The organism is Celeribacter halophilus, from assembly GCF_018860305.1.
Lineage (GTDB): Bacteria > Pseudomonadota > Alphaproteobacteria > Rhodobacterales > Rhodobacteraceae > Celeribacter > Celeribacter halophilus_A.
This window is the reverse complement of sequence record NZ_JAHKPE010000040.1, coordinates 25,417-44,464: the sequence shown is the minus strand read 5'-3', so window position 1 is coordinate 44,464 and position 19,048 is coordinate 25,417. Positions and strand designations below refer to the sequence as shown.

General features: G+C 57.8%; 20 protein-coding genes. 6 read left to right on the top strand and 14 right to left on the bottom strand.

Going from position 1 to position 19,048, the window contains the following annotated elements; genetic code table 11:
• The first annotated feature begins 8 nt into the window (after positions 1 to 8).
• The 3 genes from ubiA (at position 9) to KO492_RS17330 (ending at position 3,312) form a co-directional block, all read left to right on the top strand.
• Positions 9 to 989, top strand: a complete 981-nt coding sequence (gene ubiA / locus KO492_RS17340; RefSeq protein ID WP_216046128.1) for a 4-hydroxybenzoate octaprenyltransferase — start codon at positions 9 to 11, stop codon at positions 987 to 989.
• 65 nt (positions 990 to 1,054) lie between these two features.
• Complete coding sequence (locus KO492_RS17335; RefSeq protein WP_216046127.1) at positions 1,055 to 2,989, top strand: OmpA family protein; 1,935 nt, start codon at positions 1,055 to 1,057, stop codon at positions 2,987 to 2,989.
• Positions 2,986 to 3,312 (top strand): hypothetical protein, encoded by a 327-nt coding sequence (locus KO492_RS17330; RefSeq protein WP_216046126.1) that lies wholly within the window; start codon positions 2,986 to 2,988, stop codon positions 3,310 to 3,312. Before KO492_RS17335 ends, KO492_RS17330 begins: the two co-directional genes overlap by 4 nt.
• An 89-nt stretch (positions 3,313 to 3,401) precedes the next feature.
• Here KO492_RS17330 and rpiB read toward each other — a convergent pair whose 3' ends face one another.
• The 9 genes from rpiB to KO492_RS17285 all read right to left on the bottom strand — a co-directional run bounded on the left by rpiB (position 3,402) and on the right by KO492_RS17285 (position 11,211).
• On the bottom strand, positions 3,402 to 3,851 hold the full coding sequence (rpiB, locus tag KO492_RS17325) for a ribose 5-phosphate isomerase B (protein WP_216046125.1): 450 nt from the start codon (positions 3,849 to 3,851) through the stop codon (positions 3,402 to 3,404).
• A gap of 27 nt (positions 3,852 to 3,878) precedes the next feature.
• Positions 3,879 to 4,316 carry a molybdenum cofactor biosynthesis protein MoaE gene (locus KO492_RS17320; protein WP_216046124.1) on the bottom strand — a complete coding sequence of 146 codons (438 nt, stop codon included), beginning with the start codon at positions 4,314 to 4,316 and terminating at the stop codon, positions 3,879 to 3,881.
• Position 4,317: 1 nt separating this feature from the next.
• Positions 4,318 to 4,569, bottom strand: a complete 252-nt coding sequence (moaD, locus tag KO492_RS17315) for a molybdopterin converting factor subunit 1 (RefSeq protein WP_216046123.1) — start codon at positions 4,567 to 4,569, stop codon at positions 4,318 to 4,320.
• A complete protein-coding gene (gene pgsA, locus KO492_RS17310; protein ID WP_216046122.1) occupies positions 4,559 to 5,125 on the bottom strand; it encodes a CDP-diacylglycerol--glycerol-3-phosphate 3-phosphatidyltransferase in 567 nt (188 codons plus the stop codon). Before pgsA ends, moaD begins: the two co-directional genes overlap by 11 nt.
• Positions 5,126 to 5,142: 17 nt before the next feature.
• Entirely contained in the window at positions 5,143 to 7,032 is a 1,890-nt protein-coding gene (gene uvrC / locus KO492_RS17305; RefSeq protein ID WP_216046121.1) for an excinuclease ABC subunit UvrC, read from the bottom strand.
• A gap of 296 nt (positions 7,033 to 7,328) precedes the next feature.
• The gene (locus tag KO492_RS17300; protein ID WP_216046120.1) at positions 7,329 to 8,114 is read right to left on the bottom strand and encodes an SDR family oxidoreductase; all 786 of its coding nucleotides are present in this window, start codon (positions 8,112 to 8,114) and stop codon (positions 7,329 to 7,331) included.
• A 13-nt stretch (positions 8,115 to 8,127) separates the two neighbouring features.
• On the bottom strand, positions 8,128 to 9,072 hold the full coding sequence (locus KO492_RS17295; RefSeq protein ID WP_216046119.1) for a calcium/sodium antiporter: 945 nt from the start codon (positions 9,070 to 9,072) through the stop codon (positions 8,128 to 8,130).
• A 171-nt stretch (positions 9,073 to 9,243) separates the two neighbouring features.
• The gene (locus tag KO492_RS17290) at positions 9,244 to 10,038 is read right to left on the bottom strand and encodes a S49 family peptidase (protein WP_216046323.1); all 795 of its coding nucleotides are present in this window, start codon (positions 10,036 to 10,038) and stop codon (positions 9,244 to 9,246) included.
• A 90-nt stretch (positions 10,039 to 10,128) separates the two neighbouring features.
• Positions 10,129 to 11,211, bottom strand: a complete 1,083-nt coding sequence (locus KO492_RS17285) for a zinc ABC transporter substrate-binding protein (protein WP_216046118.1) — start codon at positions 11,209 to 11,211, stop codon at positions 10,129 to 10,131.
• Positions 11,212 to 11,335: 124 nt separating this feature from the next.
• Between KO492_RS17285 and KO492_RS17280 the strand changes: the two genes are divergently transcribed.
• From KO492_RS17280 to KO492_RS17270, 3 genes are read left to right on the top strand one after another with little or no spacing between them, the layout of a single operon-like run.
• Positions 11,336 to 11,824 carry a Fur family transcriptional regulator gene (locus KO492_RS17280; protein ID WP_216046117.1) on the top strand — a complete coding sequence of 163 codons (489 nt, stop codon included), beginning with the start codon at positions 11,336 to 11,338 and terminating at the stop codon, positions 11,822 to 11,824.
• A complete protein-coding gene (locus tag KO492_RS17275) occupies positions 11,821 to 12,567 on the top strand; it encodes an ATP-binding cassette domain-containing protein (RefSeq protein ID WP_216046116.1) in 747 nt (248 codons plus the stop codon). Before KO492_RS17280 ends, KO492_RS17275 begins: the two co-directional genes overlap by 4 nt.
• Positions 12,564 to 13,367 (top strand): metal ABC transporter permease, encoded by an 804-nt coding sequence (locus KO492_RS17270; protein ID WP_216046115.1) that lies wholly within the window; start codon positions 12,564 to 12,566, stop codon positions 13,365 to 13,367. The genes KO492_RS17275 and KO492_RS17270 overlap by 4 nt, the downstream gene beginning before the upstream one ends.
• Here the strand turns inward: KO492_RS17270 and KO492_RS17265 are convergent.
• The 5 genes from KO492_RS17265 to KO492_RS17245 form a co-directional block, all read right to left on the bottom strand.
• Positions 13,355 to 14,818: a mannitol dehydrogenase family protein gene (locus tag KO492_RS17265; RefSeq protein WP_216046114.1), complete on the bottom strand. Its 1,464-nt coding sequence runs from the start codon at positions 14,816 to 14,818 to the stop codon at positions 13,355 to 13,357. The two genes, KO492_RS17270 and KO492_RS17265, sit on opposite strands and share 13 nt — an antisense overlap.
• A gap of 29 nt (positions 14,819 to 14,847) precedes the next feature.
• Positions 14,848 to 15,855: an ABC transporter ATP-binding protein gene (locus KO492_RS17260; RefSeq protein ID WP_216046113.1), complete on the bottom strand. Its 1,008-nt coding sequence runs from the start codon at positions 15,853 to 15,855 to the stop codon at positions 14,848 to 14,850.
• Positions 15,856 to 15,865: 10 nt separating this feature from the next.
• Positions 15,866 to 16,696, bottom strand: a complete 831-nt coding sequence (locus KO492_RS17255; RefSeq protein WP_216046112.1) for a carbohydrate ABC transporter permease — start codon at positions 16,694 to 16,696, stop codon at positions 15,866 to 15,868.
• A 10-nt stretch (positions 16,697 to 16,706) separates the two neighbouring features.
• Positions 16,707 to 17,579, bottom strand: coding sequence for a carbohydrate ABC transporter permease (locus KO492_RS17250; protein ID WP_066600468.1), 873 nt, complete (start codon positions 17,577 to 17,579; stop codon positions 16,707 to 16,709).
• Positions 17,580 to 17,649: 70 nt separating this feature from the next.
• Complete coding sequence (locus KO492_RS17245; protein WP_216046111.1) at positions 17,650 to 18,960, bottom strand: ABC transporter substrate-binding protein; 1,311 nt, start codon at positions 18,958 to 18,960, stop codon at positions 17,650 to 17,652.
• Positions 18,961 to 19,048 lie beyond the last annotated feature (88 nt).

Genomic DNA, 19,048 nt, shown 5'->3' with positions numbered 1-19,048 from the left:
CATTACATATGACCGATGAGCGCGTGACGCCAGAGCAGACAAACACAGAGGCAAACGGACAGGTGGCCGATGCGGTGAAAGGCAACTGGGTGGATCACCGCGCACCGGCATGGACGCGGCCCTACCTGCGACTGTCACGGGCGGACCGGCCCGTGGGCACATGGCTTTTGCTGATCCCGTGCTGGTGGGGGGCGCTTCTGGCCTCCGCAGAGGTAGGCACATTGAGCCCGCGCACGATCTGGATCATGGTCGGCTGTGCCTTGGGGGCGTGGCTCATGCGTGGCGCGGGCTGCACATGGAACGACATCAGCGACCGCCATATCGACGACAAGGTGGAGCGGACCAAGAGCCGCCCCATTCCCGCCGGTCAGGTGAGCGTGAAACAGGCCGTGACATGGATGGTGGTCCAAAGCCTCATCGCCTTTGTGATTCTCCTCACCTTCGGAAAGCTCGCGATTGTTCTGGGAATCGCGTCGCTCCTGCCCGTCATGATCTACCCCTTCGCCAAACGCTTTACATGGTGGCCGCAGGTTTTTCTGGGCATCGCGTTCAACTGGGGCGCGCTTCTGGCCTATGCCGCCGTGGCAGGAGAACTGACCACAGCGCCGGTCTTTCTCTACCTCGCGGGTATTGCGTGGACGATTTTCTACGACACGATCTATGCCCATCAGGACAAGGAGGATGACGCGCTTATCGGGGTCAAATCCACGGCGCTCCGCTTTGGCGACGACACCCCGCGCTGGCTCAAACGCTTTCTGGTCATGACCGTGGTGCTGATGGCCGCAGGGGTGATCGAAGCACTCACCGAACGCTCTGTTCTGGCGCTTGTGGTTGCCTTGGGTGCCCCCTGGGCGATGGGGCTGCATATGACGTGGCAAATGGCCCGACTTGACACCGAGAATCCGGATCTCTGCCTCGCCCTGTTCCGCTCCAACCGCAACACGGGACTTCTGGCTGCGCTATTTCTTGCCATCGCAATCTTCCTTTGATTGCAGCGCAGGGCCGAACCCCCTAAGACAAAAGACAAAGTCCAAAACAGGCGTCTCGTTCCCTGATGCGTATTGCAAATTTTCTACCCGTCCTCGCCATTTTCCTTGCCGGCCTCGTGATGAGCCTCGCAGGTGCCGCTATCGGTGCCCGTGTGATCGAGAGCACATCTACCAAGGCCGTGGAAAATCAACTCACAATGCGCGGCTATGACTGGGTCGATGTCCAAGGAGACGGGTTGCAGATCGTTCTGACCGGCACGGCCCCCGATGAACAGACCCAGCTGGCCGCCCAGCGAGCAGCCGGCCATGTGGTCGATCCGGCCCGCGTCATCAATGTGATGAATGTGGTCCAGCAAGAGGCCATTCCCGCTCCCCGCTTTTCCATCGAAATCCTGCGCAACGACAGTGGCATTTCGCTGATCGGACTGGTGCCGAGCAACTGGGACCGCGAAGGATTTGTTGCCGATCTGAAGAAATCCAGCGGCACGGGGTCTGTTGCCGATCTGATGGAACAAGCCGATTATCCGGTGCCGGAAAACTGGGGGGACGCCACAAAATTCGGACGCGAAGCCATCGGACTTTTGCCGCGCTCCAAGATTTCCATTGCGGCAGACGGAATCACCCTCACTGCTTTGGCTGACAGCAAGGAACAAAAAGCCGCCTTCGAGAAGAAACTCATCAAGGCGTTGCCCGATACGCTTCCCGTGGCCATTGATGTTGCCGCGCCACGTCCGGTCATCACGCCCTTTACCGTCCGCTTTCTCATAGACGAGAATGGCCCGCGCTTTGATGCCTGCGTGGCGGAAACGTCGGCAGATCATGCCCGTATTCTGGCAGCGGCCAAATCGGCAGGGATCGAAGACCCGAGCTGCACCATCGGGCTCGGCTCCCCCTCGTCGCAATGGGCCGCTGCGGTCGAGACCGGCATGCGCGCCCTTCAGGAGCTGGGGCAAGGCAGCATCACCTATTCCGACGGTGATGTCAGCCTGATCGTCGCAGAGGGCACATCCTCCGCCCTGTTCGACAAGGTCGTCGGCGAATTGGAAGCCGACCTGCCCGCCACCTTCACCCTGCACAGCGCGCTGCTTCAGTCCGAAGCCGTGGCCCAAGAAGACGACCAGCCCGAATTCATTGCAATCCGTTCCCCCGAAGGACAAACGCAACTGCGCGGGCGTATCCCCGACGAACGCAGCCAAACGGCGGCGGAAGCTCTGGCCAAGGCCGCATTCGGCAGCCATTCGGTGTATTCCGCAATGCGGGTGGACAATGACCTGCCGGAGGGCTGGGCCCTGCGTGCTATGGCGGCGATTGAGGCGCTGGCCGAATTGAACCGCGGCTCCGCCACCATGACTGCAGACCTTGTGAGCATTCGCGGCGAAACCGGCAACGAGAATGCCAAAGCGGAAATTGCGGGTCTCCTGTCCGAAAAGCTGGGCGACGGTGCGCCCTTCGAAATCGACGTGACCTATGTGCGCAAGCTCGATCCGATCCTCAACCTGCCCACGCCGCAAGAATGTGTAGAGCGGGCCAACGAACAGATTGCCGCCAACAAGATCGTGTTTGATCCCGGCTCTATCGAGTTGAATGCCGCAGCCAATGACACGCTCGACAAGATCGCAGAGGTTTTGAAAGATTGCGAAGATATCGAAATGGAAATCGGTGCGCATAGCGACAGCCAGGGCGGCGAGGTGATGAACCTCAACCTCTCGACCCAGCGCGCCAATTCCGTGCTCGACGGGCTATTGATGCGCCGCGTGGCCGGTGTCAGCTTTACCGCGAAAGGCTATGGCGAAAGCCAGCCCATCGCGGACAACAGCACCGAAGAAGGACGCGAGGCAAACCGCCGGATCGAGTTCAAATTGCTCAATGCCGAAGATACACAAACGCCTGACGCAAGTGTTCCGGATGACGAGGACGCGCAGGCAGGGGACACAGAAACAGAAGACGGGTCGCAGGGGGAAAATGCGACATCCGTTGCTGAGGACGGGGAAACGGAATGAACAGAACCGAATTGATCATCGCCACGGCGATTGTGCTTTTCATCGCCTTTCTGATGGGCTGGTTTGCCCATTGGCTGATGCATCGCTTTGTGCATGTGGGACAGGGCGAGATGAACGATCTCGACACGATGGCACAGCAATTGCACGAAGCCGAGGAACAGCGCGATCAGGCGATAGCCTATTATCAGCAACGAGAATCCGAACTGACCAATCAGGCCAACCAGACCGAAGCCGAACTGCGGGCCGCTATGGACGGATTGCGCGAAGCACGTCAGGAGGCCGAAGAGTTGCGCGCCTATATCGAGCAATCAAACGCGAGTTGACGCTCTCTCAGGCATCTCACGCCTATAGATGAAAAAGGACACGCCCCTCACAGCAAGAGAGACGTGTCCTTTTTTTGTTGCCAATATCGTTACGCTTTTGGCGCTTCGATCATATCAACGCGTGTCGCATGACGTCCGCCTTCAAATTCGGCATTCAGGTAGGCGTCCACAATATCAAGTGCCAACCCCTCGCCCACAACGCGCGCCCCAAGTGCCAGCATATTGGCATTGTTATGTTGCCGGATCATACGGGCCGAAAATGTCTCGGAACACACACCGCAACGGATGCCTTCCACTTTATTCGCGGCCATCATGATGCCCTGCCCTGTGCCGCAAACAACAATCCCCAGCGCACAGTCACCAGACGCCACAAGCTCTGCCGCCGCTTTGCCATGGATCGGGTAATGGGTGCTCTCGGGCGTGGTCGGACCAATGTCCACCGCTTCCCAGCCCTGCTCGGCAATATGTTTGGCAATCGCTTGGCGCAATTCGATAGCGGCATGATCGCTCGACAGCGCAATTCGTTTGTTCTCGGTCATCTTGATTTTCCCAAAAGGTTTGGCGGTTCACCACCGGTTCAAAGCATCCTCATCCGCATCTTTCGCGGCCACCCAGTCGGCACCGTCCCGCATCACTTCTTTTTTCCAGAACGGCGCACGGGACTTGAGGTAATCCATCAGAAATTCAGCCGCCTCAAACGCCTCGACCCGATGTCGGGCAGCGGTGGCGACCATCATGATCTGGTCTCCGGGACGCAGCTTGCCAAAGCGATGAATCACAAGACAATCCGTGAGCGCCCAACGCGCAGAGGCTTCCTCGGCAATCTCGGTGATCGCGGCGTCACACATGCCGGGATAATGTTCGATCTCCATGTGATCAAGCGTGCCGGTATCATCGCGGACCAGACCCGTAAAACTCACCGTCGCACCGGTGTCCGGCTGTTTGCCGAAACCTTTCAACTCGTCAGCAAGATCAAAATCCTCGGACTGGACAGAGACGCGCATCTCAGCCACCTGTCATCGGCGGAAAGAACGCCACTTCGCGCACACCATCAAGCGGTGCGTCGAACTCCGTCAATTCCTGATCCACCGCCACACGCAGGGATTTAAGATCGGAAAACGCCAGTTCATAGCGCGGCTCGCGCGCTTTCAACTCGTCAACCAAATCCATCACTGTCGCCGCAGAGGTCTCGACAGTCTCGCGCGGCTCACCGATGCGTTCGCGCACCCAAGCGAAATACAACACATCAATCTTCATGGTGATCTCGCAAATACGGCATGGCTTTGCTCAGATAGTCCCAACCTGTGATCACGGTCAAAATCCCTGCAATCCAGAAAATCAGCAGACCTAGCGTGAACAGCGGTGCCGAAGCGGTCGCGCCATAGGCAAAAAGCACAGCGATGGCGACCATCTGGGCCGTGGTTTTCCACTTGGCAAGTTTCGTCACCTTGAGCGTTCCAGCCGTATCGCCCAGAAATTCGCGCAAGCCGGAGACAAAGGTTTCCCGCAACAGGATGAAAGCGGCAGGGATCACGATCAGAGGATTCACGCCATGCAACATGGTCAGCACCGCAATCGCCGTGACCACCATCGCCTTATCCGCAATCGGGTCCAGCATCGCACCGAATTTCGACATCTGGTCCCATTTCCGCGCCAGATATCCGTCGAAGAAATCGGTGATAGAGGCCGAGGCAAAGAGGATCAGCGCCACCCAGTCCGCAACCGGACGCGGCAGAACGAGAAACACGAGTGCGACACCCGGCGCGCAAAGCAGCCGGAAGACGGTGAGGATATTCGGTAGATTCCATGTCATATTCTCTCCATACCCCCTCACCCGTTCTCATGGAAGAAGTCGTAGACCGTCTGGGCCACTTTCTCTGAAATTCCGTCCACAGCCTTCAAGTCCGCGAGGTTCGCCCCCTCCACCGCCTTGGCCGATCCGAAATGCGCCAGAAGTGCGCGTTTGCGCGTCGCCCCCACGCCGGGAATATCATCCAGCCGCGTGAGCCCGATGGCCTTGGACCGTTTCGCGCGGTGGGTACCGATGGCAAAACGGTGCGCCTCGTCGCGCAGACGCTGGATGAAATAAAGCACAGGATCATTGCGCCGGAGCGCCATGACGCGGTGGCCGATACGGTGGAATTCCTCTTTCCCCTGATCGCGATCAATCCCCTTGGCCACACCGACCATAGGAATGTCGGTCACGCCCTGTTCCTTCATGATCTCGTGGACCGCAGACACCTGTCCTGCCCCCCCGTCGATCAGCAACAGATCGGGCCACAGCCCTTTCGAGCGGTCCGGATCGTCCTTGAGAAGACGTTTGAACCGGCGCGTCAGAACTTCTTTCATCATGCCGAAATCATCGCCCGGCGTGATGTCATCACCGCGAATGTCGTATTTGCGATACTGGTTCTTCATGAAGCCTTCCGGCCCCGCCACGATCATCGCGCCGACCGCGTGGGCACCCTGAATATGCGAGTTGTCATAGACCTCGATGCGTTGCGGCACTCGCGGCAGGCCGAATGCCTCTTTGAGTCCCACAAGCAATTTCTCCTGCGCCGCGCTTTCGGACATTTTCCGGCCCAGACTTTCACGCGCATTGCGTAGGGCCGAGGCGACAAGCTCATGTTTTTCTCCCCGCTGCGGGACGAGAATCTCGATCTTCTTGCCTGCATTCTCCGACAAAGCCTCTGCCAGAAGCGCACGTTCCTCTATGTCATGGGACAGGATAAGCTGACGCGGCGGCTCGCGTTTCTCGTAGAATTGGCCGATAAAACTGGCGAGCACCTCTTCGGCCTCGGCCCCGTTGGTTTTCGGATAGAAATCCTTGTTGCCCCAGTTCTGATGCGCGCGGATGAAGAAGACCTGCACACAAGCCTGCCCGCTCTCCATATGCAACCCGATCACATCGCCCTCGCCCACGGTCCTCGGGTTGATGCCTTGCGCCGTCTGCACATTGGTCAGCGCACGGATGCGGTCACGCAGACCCGCAGCCTTCTCGAACTCCATCGCATCCGAGGCCTCTTGCATCTCAAGCGCCAGTTTTTCCTGAAGCTCCGTATTCCGCCCCTGCAAGAACCGCTCCGCCTCCGCAACGAGCGCGCCATAGTCCTCCTTCGAGATATAACCGACGCAGGGCGCGGTGCAGCGTTTGATCTGATATTGCAGACAGGGACGCGTGCGGGACTGGAAATCCGCGTCCGAACAATTCCTAAGCAGAAAGACTTTCTGAAGCTGGTTGAGCGTGCGGTTCACCGAAGACGCGGAAGCAAACGGACCGTAGTAAGACGCCTTGCGCTTGCGCGCTCCGCGATGTTTGGCGATCTGCGGAAAATCCGTGTCTTTTGTCACCATGATATTCGGAAAGCTTTTGTCGTCACGCAGCAGCACGTTGTAACGCGGCTTCAACTGCTTGATGAGGTTCTGCTCCAAAAGAAGCGCCTCTGTCTCTGTCCGTGTGGTCAGAAACATCATCTGCGAGGTTTCGGAAATCATCTTTGCGATCCGCGCGGAATGGCCATGCGGACGCGCATAGTTCGAGACCCTGTTTTTCAGGTTCTTCGCCTTGCCGACATAGAGCACATTATGCTCCGGATCGAGCATCCGGTAGACCCCCGGAGAGCCGTCGAGCATACGCAGATAGCCCTCGATCACCTTGTGACCGCGCGGGATGTCTTTGCTCTCTGAGCCACCCTGTGATGTCGTTGTTTCGTCGCTCATGGATCCGCCTCCGATTCCCGCTCTGGCTGCAACCTTATCGCTTTGGGGGCAAGAGGAAACTCATCCACCATTTCTGTGGATAACCCTGAAGATAAGTTTTAGAGAACTGCGTTTTTTCCTTGTTTTCATGTGCATTCCGGACTTTGCCCAAAAAATAAACACATCTACAAACTATTGTTTTTAAATGATATATTTTTATCACCTCTGCAAATCATTGAATTTGTTTACATTTTAGTAACGAGAATGAAACAAAATCGCGAGACGTGCAAAACTTTTGGCTACACTCTACCTTAAGTTCACTCCAAGCCCCCAACATCGGGCGTCTCCCATGCCAGATGTTGCCCGCTATCAGGACAGATCATCTGCCCCGTTACAGAGCGCGCACCAATCAAATAATGCAGCGCCGCACAGACATCCTCAGGGGTAGCTCCGCGCTGCAAAAGCGTGGCTTTTTGCTGGTTTTCGAAATCCGCTTCCGATTGACGCGCCCCTTTCAGCGTCGGTCCCGGCCCGATCGCATTCACACGCACCTTGGGCGCAAGCGCCTGTGCCGCCGTTCGGGTCAGAGTCCAAAGCGCAGACTTCGTCAAGGTGTAACTCATGAACTGTGGCGTGAGCTTGCGCACCCGCTGGTCTATCATATTGATGACCATCGCCTGCGCCAGAGGACGCTCACCCTCTTCCATCAACGGTTCACACGCTTGGGCGGCGAAGTGCTGAAGCAAAACAAACGGCGCACGCAGATTGCTTTCCATATGCCGGTCCCAGCTTTGACGCGTCGCGGAGGTAAGGCTGTCCTCCTCGAAAATCGATGCGTTGTTCACCAGAAGCGCCAAAGGCCCGCCCAAAGCCTCAACCGCACGCGGGACCAGAGTCTCCACCTGCGCCTCATCCAGGAGATCGGCTTCAAGCACAGAGGATTGTCGCCCCATAGCCCGCAGTTCTTCCACGAGCGTTCCGGCGGCCTCAACAGAGTGATTGCAATGCACGGCCACATCGAAACCGTCTTGCGCCAAAGACAAGGCCATTGCGCGGCCAAGCCGATGCGCGGCCCCTGTCACAAGCGCCTTTTTTTCCGCCATTCGAGGCCTCTCCTCAGCTCAATACCGCCAACACATAGAGGATATATAGAACAGAGAGAGCAACACCCCAAATTCGGGTGATATCAATACGTTTCAGCACAAACAGGCCGAGAAGGATGGACGAACCGAACATCACCCAAATGTCAAAATGCATCAATCCCGGTTCGACCGGCAATGCACCAACAAGGCTCGACACGCCGATGATCCCCAGAAGGTTGAACATATTCGAACCGATGACATTGCCAAAGGCCACATCCGCCTGTTTGCGCAGCGCGGCCATCACCGTGGTCGCCAGTTCCGGCAGGGAGGTGCCCAAAGCCACCAGCGTCAGGCCGATCACTGTTTCGGACACGCCGAAGTCACGGGCAATATTTGTGGAGGATTCAACCAGAATATTCGCACCCAAAGGCAAGCCGATCAAACCGGCGATGAGGAAGCCGGAGATCTTGATCCACGGCATATCGGGGTCGGCCCCTTCCACCTCTTCCAGATCAAGCTCGCGTTGGGCGGCACGGTGACAGCGCGCTTCATAAACGGCGTGACCAATCATGGAAAAGAGCGCGGCCAACAGAACTACGCCGGCGATCCAGTCGAATTTCCCTCGGAACGCCAGAAGTATGAAAACCACCGTCGCGCCAATCATCTGGAGATAGGAGGCACGGGTGGAATTATCGATCACATGAAGCGTCGAGATCAACGCCGGCACCCCAAGCACCAACAAGACATTGGCCGTATTCGAGCCGACAACATTCCCGAGCGCCAGCCCCGGCACGCCATCAAAGATTGCAGAGATCGACACAAGAAGTTCCGGCGCAGAGGTACCGAAAGCCACCACAGTCAAAGACACGATCAGTGCGGGAATCCCGAGCCGCAAGGCCAGATTCACCGCACCTCGCACCAACATGTCACCGGCCACCAGCAAAAGCACCAGACCCGCAATCGCATAAACAAAATCCATCAGGGTTTACCCTTCTCACAGGCGCAAGCGCCTTTGCCTATCCTGTAACGCCCGCAGCGGGGGCATTTCATATCTTTGAGTTTCTGTTGCCCGGGAAAACGCAGGCGACCGAATATGGCCAAGGCCATCATGAAGATCAGGAAAACACTGATGACCTTGAAAATCATGATGTCAGAGCCCGAACCGCGCCCAAAGCGCCTGTTCTTCGACCTGCGAGGTCAAACCGGATGCAAGCTGGGCACCGAAACGACGCAGCAGAGGGCGTTTCGGTCCGAAAACCGGAAGCCGCACTTTATCGCCGTATATCTCTTTCATCTTGGGAACCAGATGGCCAATACCGTCGGCCAGACCGAGGTCAACGCCTCTCACACCTGTCCAGAACGCCCCATCAAAAAGCTCGACCTCTTTGGAGAGACGCTCGGCACGGGAGGCGGTTACATGGGCGATGAAAGCCTCGTGGATGTCTTCCTGAAGCGCCTTGATCCGCGCCACGTCTTCGGGATTTTCCGGCCGGAACGGATCCATCTGGCTTTTCGATTTGCCGGAGGTGTAGACCCGCCGCTCGATCCCGTGTTTCGAGATGAACTGGTCAAATCCGAAACCCGCCGAGATCACGCCGATGGACCCGACGATGGAACTTGTGTCCACGAATATCTTGTCAGCGGCGCAGGCCAGCCAATAGCCGCCCGAAGCCGCGACATCCTCGACAAAGGCATAGACCGGAATCTCTTTCTCCGCCGCCAGCCGCGTAATACGCGCGGCGATGAGCGAAGACTGCACCGGAGAGCCGCCTGGCGAGTTGATCGAAAGCGCCACTGCGGAGGGCTTGCCTTTGGAAAAGGCGCGCTCGATTGCGGGGGCAAGGCTTTGGTCATTCAATCCGCCTTGGCGGGTCATGATCGCGCCATTGAGGCGAATAACATTGACCCGAGGGGCCGATTTACAAAAAGGGATGCGCACTGTCATGCTCATGGATGTAAAGCCCCCCATCCGCACAAACAAGGGCGCGAGACCTCGCCTCGCGCCCTTTTTTCATTCATCGCTTAGAGTTTCAGGTCACTCGCCAGCGCACGCCTTAAAGGAATTCGCCACTTCATCCATCAGCGCGGCATAGAAATCCGCCCCCGGAGTCAGCGTCACACCCAGAGGATCAATCACCTCGGAACGGGCATCTGTGCCATCCAGAACAGTCTTCACAAGGCCCGCATTGAACTGCGGCTCGGCAAAGACGCAATCGACGTCAATCTCTTTCACCTTGCCCTGAATCTCCCTGATCCGAGCAGGGCTCGGAGCCGACGCATCCCCGATCGAGATCGACCCTGCCGCAGACAGACCGAAACGGTTCTCGAAATACTGATAGGCATCGTGGAAGACGATGAATTTCATATCGGCGAGCGGGGCAAGTTCAGCTTGGATCTCGGCGATTTGCGCATCCAGTGCCTCTTGCGCCGAAGCGGCGTTGGCGCGGTAGGTTGCGGCATTTTCTGCATCAAGCACGGCAAGCTCTTCTGCAATCGCGCCCAGCCAGACATGCGCATTCATCGGGTCCAACCAAGCGTGGCCATCCGCGTCATCATGGTCGTCATGATCATGGTCGTCATCCGCGTGCTCTTCGTGTGCATCGTGGTCATGATCGTCATGGTCCTCGTGGGCATCTTCGTGGTCATGGTCATCATACTCGTCGTGGTCGTCATGATCATCGTGGTCATCATGATCGTCGTGGTCGTCATGCGCATCCTCATCGTGATCATGCGCATGACGTTCAAAGGTTGCCCCTTCACGCACCTCCAACAGTGTCGCGCCCTCAACCTCAGTCAGCGGAACGGAGCGGGTATTTTTACCGATCTCATCAATCAGGTCTTCGAGCCACGGCTCGATCTGCGGGCCGGTCCAGAACACAACATCCGCATCCTGCACGGCCTTTGCCTCTGACGGGCGCAGGGAATAGCCATGCGGAGACGCGCCCTGTGGCATCAACACATCGGGCGTTCCGAGATCCCCCATCACCTGCATGACAAGCGACTGGATCGGGGCCATATCGGTCACGACATTGGGCACCTCGGCCTGTGCCGATGCAACCTGTGCGAAATGCGCGCCGGCAAGCAGCGGCGCAAAAAGGAGGGAGGAACGTAGAGTCATTGTAGCCTCGAAGTTTATGTTATGTTATCACGTCTCGGGCTTGATATAGCAGACGTGATAACATATCAATACCCCCTGTCGCGCAGGCAATGCCCTGCACGTCTTGTCAGCACGGAGAATTGTCATGGATCCCAACCCGATCGGATTTCACAAACACGATCACAGCCATTGTGTCGCCGATGCTGTCGCCGAAGCGGATCGCTCCTGTCGTGAGGCGGGCCTGCAACTGACTCCCGTGCGCAAACGGACTTTAGAAATTCTCCTCGAAGAACACCGCGCGCTCGGGGCCTATGATGTGCTGGCGCGGCTCGCCGAGGACGGGTTCGGAAGCCAGCCACCCGTGGCCTATCGCGCGCTCGACTTCCTGACGAAACACGGGCTGGCGCACAAAGTCGAACGGCTCAACGCCTTCATCGCCTGCGCCCACCCCGGTGACATCCACACGCCCGCCTTCCTGATCTGCACCAGTTGCAACGCGGTGGCGGAGGCAGAAACCGATCCGTCCCACAGCCTTCTGAGCCAGATCGCGGAAACCACAGGGTTTCACATCAGCAAAGCCGTGCTTGAGGCCGAAGGCACCTGCCCGAATTGCATCACGGACGCCGCGAAATGAGCCTCGTTTCCGTAGACAACGTAAGCCTGAGCCTTGGCGGGCGGCAGGTTCTCGATCAGGTGTCGCTTCATATCGATACCGGAGAAATCGTCACCATCGTCGGGCCGAACGGTTCGGGAAAATCGACGCTTTTGCGCGTGATCATTGGTGCTTTGACACCCCAGACCGGTCAGGTCACAAGGCAAAAAGGTCTCAAGATCGGCTATGTGCCGCAAAAGCTGCATATCGATCCGACCCTGCCCCTGACCGTGCGGCGGTTCCTGTCGCTTCCGAAACGGGTGAGCGATGCCGCCGCCCATGCCGCGCTTGAGGATGCCGGCGCAGGACATCTGTGCCAGCATCAAATGACCTCGCTCTCCGGCGGACAATTCCAACGGGTGCTTCTGGCGCGCGCACTCTTGATGGAGCCTGACCTTCTCATTCTCGACGAAGCCACGCAGGGGCTCGACCAGCCCGGCTCTGCCGATTTCTACAGCCAGATCGAAACGCTGCGGCACAAAAAGGGCTGTGCCGTGTTGATGGTTTCGCACGAACTTCACGTTGTCATGGCGGCCTCCGATCGGGTGATCTGCCTCAACGGACATGTCTGTTGCCACGGCGCACCGGAGCATGTGGCCTCCGCACCGGAATACCGTGCGCTCTTTGGCACAGGCACGCATGGCGCACTGGCGCTCTACCGCCACGAACACAAACACGATCATGACGGTTGCGATCACGATCATTCACATGAGGAAAACCTATGAGCCTTCTGGATGATTTCATTGTCCGCGCTGTTCTGGCCGGACTTGGTCTGGTGATCGCCGCGGCCCCTCTGGGCTGTTTCGTGGTCTGGCGGCGCATGGCCTATTTCGGAGATGCCACCGCCCACGCGGCGCTTTTGGGCGTGGCCTTGGCTTTGACATTCAACATCTCGATTTTCGCAGGTGTTCTGTCCGTGGCACTCATCATGGCCGTGACGGTTTCCGCGCTTGCGGGGCGCGGCTTTGCGATGGACACGCTGCTCGGTGTTATGGCGCACAGTTCGCTGGCCTTTGGCCTCGTGGCCGTCTCTTTCGTTCCCAGTGTGCGGGTCGATCTGATGGCGTATCTCTTTGGCGACATTCTGGCCGTCGGACGTAGCGACCTTGTGGTGATCTGGCTCGGCGCGCTTTTGGTTGTCGGGCTTCTTTACTGGCGGTGGTCCGCTCTGTTGACCGCAACGCTCAACCCCGATCTGGCCTATGCCTCCGGCATTTCCCCCAAACGCGAACAGATCATTCTGTCTCTGGCACTGGCGCTTGTGGTTGCCGTGGCGATCAAGGTGGTCGGCACGCTGTTGATTGCGGCCATGCTTCTGATCCCTGCGGCCAGCGCCCGCGCCTTTGCCCGCACACCGGAGCGCATGGCTGTGATCGCAATGGTCATCGGCATGTTGTCAATTCTGGGCGGCATCCAAAGCGCCTTCACTTTTGACACGCCAACAGGGCCCACGATTGTCTGCGTCGGGGCCCTGCTCTTTGTGGTTGCCAATCTGGTCCGGCTGGTGCGCGATCAGGCCAAGTAAGTGCTCAGCGTAGCTTCCAGCCCTGTGTCATAGATCATCGACAGCCAACGTGTGAAACTGTCTGCAAAGCGCGGATCATCGCCAAGGTCGCCATAAATGTGACGCATGGACAGCCATGCCTCCGGCGTATCCTTGGCTTTGGCGGCCAGCGCGGTCACATCCGACCAGAAGGGGTCATTCGGCTTGATCGTGCTGCCATCCTCACGCACGCCGAGGCAATACCGCGCCCAGATCGCAGAGACGAGCGCGAGGCCTTCCACCCCCATCCCACGGTCGAGACAGGCCCGAATGGAAGGCACAAGGAACCCCGGATGACGCGACGATCCGTCAAAGGCCACGCGCCGCGTTGTGTCGACGATCTTCGGATTGGAGAACCGCTTTTTGATCAGCGTCACATAGGTTTGCGGCGTAAACTCCGGCACCGGTGCTACATGCGGCATGATCTCTTCGCGCTCGACCTTCTCGAACAGCGCCGCAATCAGGGGATGCGCCATGCAGTCGGAGATCGTCTCCACCGACAACAAGTCCCCTGCTGCAGAAATCACCTGATGCCCGCCATTGAGAATACGGATTTTCATCGTCTCATAGGCATGGACATTATCGGAAAATGTCGCGCCCGCCTTGTCCCAATCGGGACGGCCTGCGCAGAAATTGTCCTCGATCACCCATTGCCGGAAATTCTCGTGAGTGACGGGCACCATGTCCTCAATGCCGAACTCTTTGACCAGCTCCAACTCCTTCGGACCGGTTGCGGGCACGATGCAATCGACCATCGCGTTGGGGAAGGTGCAATGCGTCTCGATCCAGTCCGCAAGCTCGGGGTCGGACAGCCGCGCCAGAGACACCACCGTTTGACGCAGCACATGACCATTGCCCAGAAGATTGTCGCACGACTGCCCCGTCAACGGCCCGATCCCGCGATCCCGACGCAGTTTCAGCGCGGCCACAATGGCCCCGAACGCAGTGCGCGGGTGCTGTGGATTGGCAGCATCATGGACAATATCCGGATGGGCGGCGTCGAAGCCCTTGGTCGCCGGATCGATATAGTAGCCGCCTTCGGTCACGGTGAGCGCGACAATCCGGATATCCGGCTGCGTCATGCGTTCGATCAGCGCCCCGTTGCCATCTTCGACCGGAACATAATCAATCATCGCGCCGACCACTTCGGCCTTTGAACCGGCAGGGTCCAGCTCAATGAGCGTCGTCAGATAGTCCTGCGCCGCCATTTTCCGGCGCATGGTCTCATCGTAGGGCCGCACGCCCGCGCCGATGATGGCCCAATCCTGCGCCAAACCCTGTTGCATCAGCCGGTGCAAATACCACGACTGATGCGCACGGTGGAAATTTCCCAGTCCGATATGCACAATGCCCGGCGTCAGTTTGCTCCGGTCATATTCGGGACGCAGAACGGTCTCCGGCAAGTCCTTGAGGGTCTCGTTCGATAGCTTCATGATGTGTTCCTCAATGCATGTGGTGGGCTTCAGTCAGCGATCCGAAGCCCTTCTGCATCGAAGCGGTGCAGGTTGGAGGCGTTGGGCGTGAGCCAGATCGTGTCACCGTATGTCAAAGACACTTCACCGGAGGCCCGCACGGTCAGAGGCTCACCGAACCCCTCGATATTCACATGGAAGAACGTATCGGAGCCGAGGTGTTCAGACACACCGATCACCCCTTTCCACTCCCCGCTCTCGGTCGAAACTCCGAGGTGTTCGGGACGGATGCCGATGGTCGTCGCCCCGTGTTTCTCTGCTTCCGGCCCTGTGATCAGGTTCATCTTGGGAGACCCGATAAAGCCCGCCACAAAGACATTGCGGGGGGTATTGTAGAGTTCCAGCGGCGAGCCGACCTGTTCGATATGTCCTGCGCGCAGCACAACGATCTTGTCAGCCATTGTCATGGCCTCGACCTGATCGTGGGTCACATAGACCATCGTGGTGGCAAGACGTTTGTGCAGTTCGGAAATCTCCAACCGCATCCCGACGCGCAGCGCAGCGTCCAGATTCGACAAAGGCTCGTCAAACAGGAAGGCAGCCGGTTCGCGCACAATGGCCCGTCCGATTGCCACCCGCTGCCGTTGACCGCCCGAAAGCTGGCCGGGTTTGCGATCAAGGTAATCGGTGAGGTTCAACGCCTTCGCAGCTGCCTCGATCCGGCGCTCCTGCTCTTCCTGTGACAGACCCGCCATTTTCATTGGAAAGGCGATGTTCTTGCGCACGGACATATGCGGGTAGAGAGCGTAGGACTGGAAGACCATCGCCAAGCCACGTTTTGCAGGCGGCAGATTGGTCGCGTCCTGACGATCGATGCGGATCTGGCCGTCGGAGACATCTTCCAGCCCCGCAATCAGCCGCAGCAATGTGGATTTCCCGCAGCCCGACGGACCGACGAAGACCACAAACTCCCCATCCTCGATGGTCAGATCCAAGGGCGGAATGACTTCGACATCGCCGAAGGCCTTACGCACTTTATCAAGTGTGATGCGTCCCATGATGTCTCCTTTATTTGACAGCGCCGAAGGTCAGACCCCGGACAAGTTGTTTCTGGCTGAACCAGCCCATAATCAGAATCGGCGCGATTGCCATGGTCGAGGCGGCCGATAGTTTGGCGTAGAACAAGCCCTCGGGGCTTGAATAGCTGGCGATAAACGCTGTGAGCGGTGCGGATTTCGCCGCCGTCAGGTTGAGCGTCCAAAACGCTTCGTTCCACGCAAGGATGATGTTCAAAAGCACCGTGGAGGCCATGCCGGGGATCGCCATAGGCGTGAGCACATGGATAATCTCCGAGCGCAGCGTTGCCCCGTCCATCCGCGCGGCTTCGAGAATTTCGCCGGGGATTTCCTTGAAATAGGTGTAGAGCATCCAGACGATGATCGGCAGGTTGATCAGCGTCAGAACGATGATCAAGCCGACCTGCGTATCCAGCAACCCAAGGTTGCGGAACAGAAGGTAGATCGGGACCAGAACACCGACAGGCGGCAGCATCTTGGTCGAAAGCATCCACATCAGGATGTCCTTGGTGCGTTTGGACGGCACAAAGGCCATAGACCATGCCGCAGGCACCGCGATGATCAGCCCCAAAAGAGTTGAGCCGACCGAGATGATCACCGAGTTCATGAAGTGCCGGAAATAGTTCGAGCGCTCCTGCACTGTCGCATAGTTTTCCAGCGTCCAGTCAAAGTTGAACCAGACAGGCGGATCGGCAATCGCGACAGCTTCGGATTTGAATGAGGTCAGGATGGTCCAGAGGATCGGGAAAAAGATCGCGATGCCAATGGCCCATGCAAAGACCGTCGTGACGAGTTTGCGTTGGGTCGTAACAGTACGTGCCATGATCGCCTCCTTACGCGTCGAGGTTCTTGCCGATCATCCGCATCAGGAAGATCGCAACAATATTGGCGAGAATGATGGCAACGACACCACCGGCGGAGCCTCCCCCGACATCGAATTGCAGAAGCGACTGCATATAGATGAGGTAGGTGAGATTGGTCGACGCCGTGCCCGGACCGCCATTTGTGGTCACGAGAATTTCGGCAAAGACCGACAGAAGGAAAATCGTCTGGATCAGGATCACAACAGTGATCGAACGCGCCAGATGCGGCAACATGATATACCAGAACCGCTTGATCCACGGTGCGCCATCCATTTCGGAGGCTTCCAGTTGCTCCTGATCGAGTGACTGCAAGGCGGTCAGCAGGATCAGCGTCGCAAAGGGCAACCATTGCCAGCTCACAATCCCGATGATCGAGGCCAGCGGCGCCGAAGACAGAAAGTCAAAAGGTTGCAACCCGAGTGCCTTGGCCGCATGGGCGAACAACCCGTTCACCGGATTCATGAACATATTCTTCCACACCAGCGCGGATACGGTCGGCATGACGAAAAACGGCGCAATGACCAGAATACGCACAATGCCCTGACCGAAGAACGGCTGGTCCAGCAAAAGCGCCAGAAGGATACCGCCGACAACCGTCACCGCCAGCACACCGAGCACCAATGCAATCGTGTTCCAAAGCGCGGCGAAGAACGCCGGATCAGTCAGGAAGTAGCGATAGTTGGTCAGCCCTGTGAACTCCTCCATTCCCGGCATCAAAAGGTTGTAGCGCAGGAAAGAGAAATAGAGCGTCATAGACAGTGGGATAAGCATCCACCCCAACAGCAAGAGAACAGCGGGGGAGATCATGAGACGCGCGCTCATGCGGGAATGTTTCGTGGCCATGATATGCCTCGGAGGTCTGAGTGAAAAATGCGGGCCGGGACTTAGGAGGCCGGCCCGCATAGTGGGGAGGTTACTTGATATATCCGGCTTTCATCATCTCACGTTCTGTGAGTTTCTGAGCATTTTCCAATGCCTGCTCGGCGCTGATCTGTCCGGCAAGAGCCGCAGAGAATTGCTGGCCGACAGCGGTGCCGAGACCTTGGAATTCCGGGATCGCGACGAACTGGACGCCGACATAAGGCACTTCGTCCACGGTCGGTTTCTTCGGATTCGCCGCAAGGATGGATTCAAGCGTCATCTTTGCGAAAGGCACGTCCTGATATTCAGGGTTTTCGTAAAGCGACTTGCGTGTGCCCGGGGGAACATTGGCCCAGCCTTCTTTGGATGCAACCAGTGCGGTGTATTCTTTCGAAGTGGCCCATTCAACAAAGGCTTTTGCCGCATCGACTTTTTTCGTGCCGGCCGGAATACCGAGGTTCCATGCCCAGAGCCAGTTGCCGCGCGGGCCAAGACCGTTGTCAGGTGCCAGAGCGAAACCGACCTTGTCGGCCACAGAGCTGTCTTTCGGGTTGGTCACGAAAGAGGCCGCCACAGTCGCGTCGATCCACATTCCGCATTTGCCCGTCTGGAACAAAGCGAGGTTTTCGTTGAATCCGTTGCCGGACGCGCCCGGAGGACCGTAGCTGTTCATCAGCTCAAGATAATCATTGAGCGTGTTGGCCCATGCTTCGCTATCGAACTGCGGTTTCCAGTCCATATCGAACCAGCGCGCACCGTAGGAATTGGACATGGCAGTCAGGAACGCCATATTCTCGCCCCAGCCCGCTTTCCCACGCAGACAGATGCCATAGATTTCATTCTCTTCATCGGTCATGGCCGCTGCGGCTTTCTTGATAAAGGACCACGTCGGCGCATCGGGCATCTCAAGACCGGCAGCTTCCATCAGATCGGTGCGATACATCACCATGGAGCTTTCGCCATAGAACGGCGCGGCATAAAGCTCGCCTTCGACGGTCAGGCCATCGCGGATCGCGGGCAGCAGATCGTCTACATCATAGCTTTCGGGCATGTCGTTCAAAGACATCAGCCAGCCACGCTCGCCCCAGATCGGAACTTCGTATGTGCCGATGGTCATCACGTCGAACTGGCCGCCTTTGGTGGCGACATCCTGCGTCACACGCTGGCGCAACACGTTTTCTTCGAGCGTCACCCACTCGACTTCGATATCCGGATGTTTGGCATAAAAATCATCCATCAGACCCTGCATGCGGATCATGTCGCCGTTGTTCACAGTCGCGACGGTGATGGTTTCAGATGTGGCACCGGTGGCAAGTGCGCCGAGTGCACACGCTCCCATAAGAGCGCGGAATGTCGTATTCATGGTATCCTCCCATTAGACTTGAGCATTTGCCCGTATCATGAGCTTATGCTCACCTATCGACACAATTCTGTCAAGACGCTTTCTTCAA

Coding starts and splice junctions, on each gene's coding strand:
- ubiA (WP_216046128.1), top strand. CDS start 9: ATGACCGATGAGCGCGTGACGCCAGAGCAGACAAACACAGAGGCAAAC.
- KO492_RS17335 (WP_216046127.1), top strand. CDS start 1,055: ATGCGTATTGCAAATTTTCTACCCGTCCTCGCCATTTTCCTTGCCGGC.
- KO492_RS17330 (WP_216046126.1), top strand. CDS start 2,986: ATGAACAGAACCGAATTGATCATCGCCACGGCGATTGTGCTTTTCATC.
- rpiB (WP_216046125.1), bottom strand. CDS start 3,851: ATGACCGAGAACAAACGAATTGCGCTGTCGAGCGATCATGCCGCTATC.
- KO492_RS17320 (WP_216046124.1), bottom strand. CDS start 4,316: ATGCGCGTCTCTGTCCAGTCCGAGGATTTTGATCTTGCTGACGAGTTG.
- moaD (WP_216046123.1), bottom strand. CDS start 4,569: ATGAAGATTGATGTGTTGTATTTCGCTTGGGTGCGCGAACGCATCGGT.
- pgsA (WP_216046122.1), bottom strand. CDS start 5,125: ATGACATGGAATCTACCGAATATCCTCACCGTCTTCCGGCTGCTTTGC.
- uvrC (WP_216046121.1), bottom strand. CDS start 7,032: ATGAGCGACGAAACAACGACATCACAGGGTGGCTCAGAGAGCAAAGAC.
- KO492_RS17300 (WP_216046120.1), bottom strand. CDS start 8,114: ATGGCGGAAAAAAAGGCGCTTGTGACAGGGGCCGCGCATCGGCTTGGC.
- KO492_RS17295 (WP_216046119.1), bottom strand. CDS start 9,072: ATGGATTTTGTTTATGCGATTGCGGGTCTGGTGCTTTTGCTGGTGGCC.
- KO492_RS17290 (WP_216046323.1), bottom strand. CDS start 10,038: ATGACAGTGCGCATCCCTTTTTGTAAATCGGCCCCTCGGGTCAATGTT.
- KO492_RS17285 (WP_216046118.1), bottom strand. CDS start 11,211: ATGACTCTACGTTCCTCCCTCCTTTTTGCGCCGCTGCTTGCCGGCGCG.
- KO492_RS17280 (WP_216046117.1), top strand. CDS start 11,336: ATGGATCCCAACCCGATCGGATTTCACAAACACGATCACAGCCATTGT.
- KO492_RS17275 (WP_216046116.1), top strand. CDS start 11,821: ATGAGCCTCGTTTCCGTAGACAACGTAAGCCTGAGCCTTGGCGGGCGG.
- KO492_RS17270 (WP_216046115.1), top strand. CDS start 12,564: ATGAGCCTTCTGGATGATTTCATTGTCCGCGCTGTTCTGGCCGGACTT.
- KO492_RS17265 (WP_216046114.1), bottom strand. CDS start 14,818: ATGAAGCTATCGAACGAGACCCTCAAGGACTTGCCGGAGACCGTTCTG.
- KO492_RS17260 (WP_216046113.1), bottom strand. CDS start 15,855: ATGGGACGCATCACACTTGATAAAGTGCGTAAGGCCTTCGGCGATGTC.
- KO492_RS17255 (WP_216046112.1), bottom strand. CDS start 16,696: ATGGCACGTACTGTTACGACCCAACGCAAACTCGTCACGACGGTCTTT.
- KO492_RS17250 (WP_066600468.1), bottom strand. CDS start 17,579: ATGGCCACGAAACATTCCCGCATGAGCGCGCGTCTCATGATCTCCCCC.
- KO492_RS17245 (WP_216046111.1), bottom strand. CDS start 18,960: ATGAATACGACATTCCGCGCTCTTATGGGAGCGTGTGCACTCGGCGCA.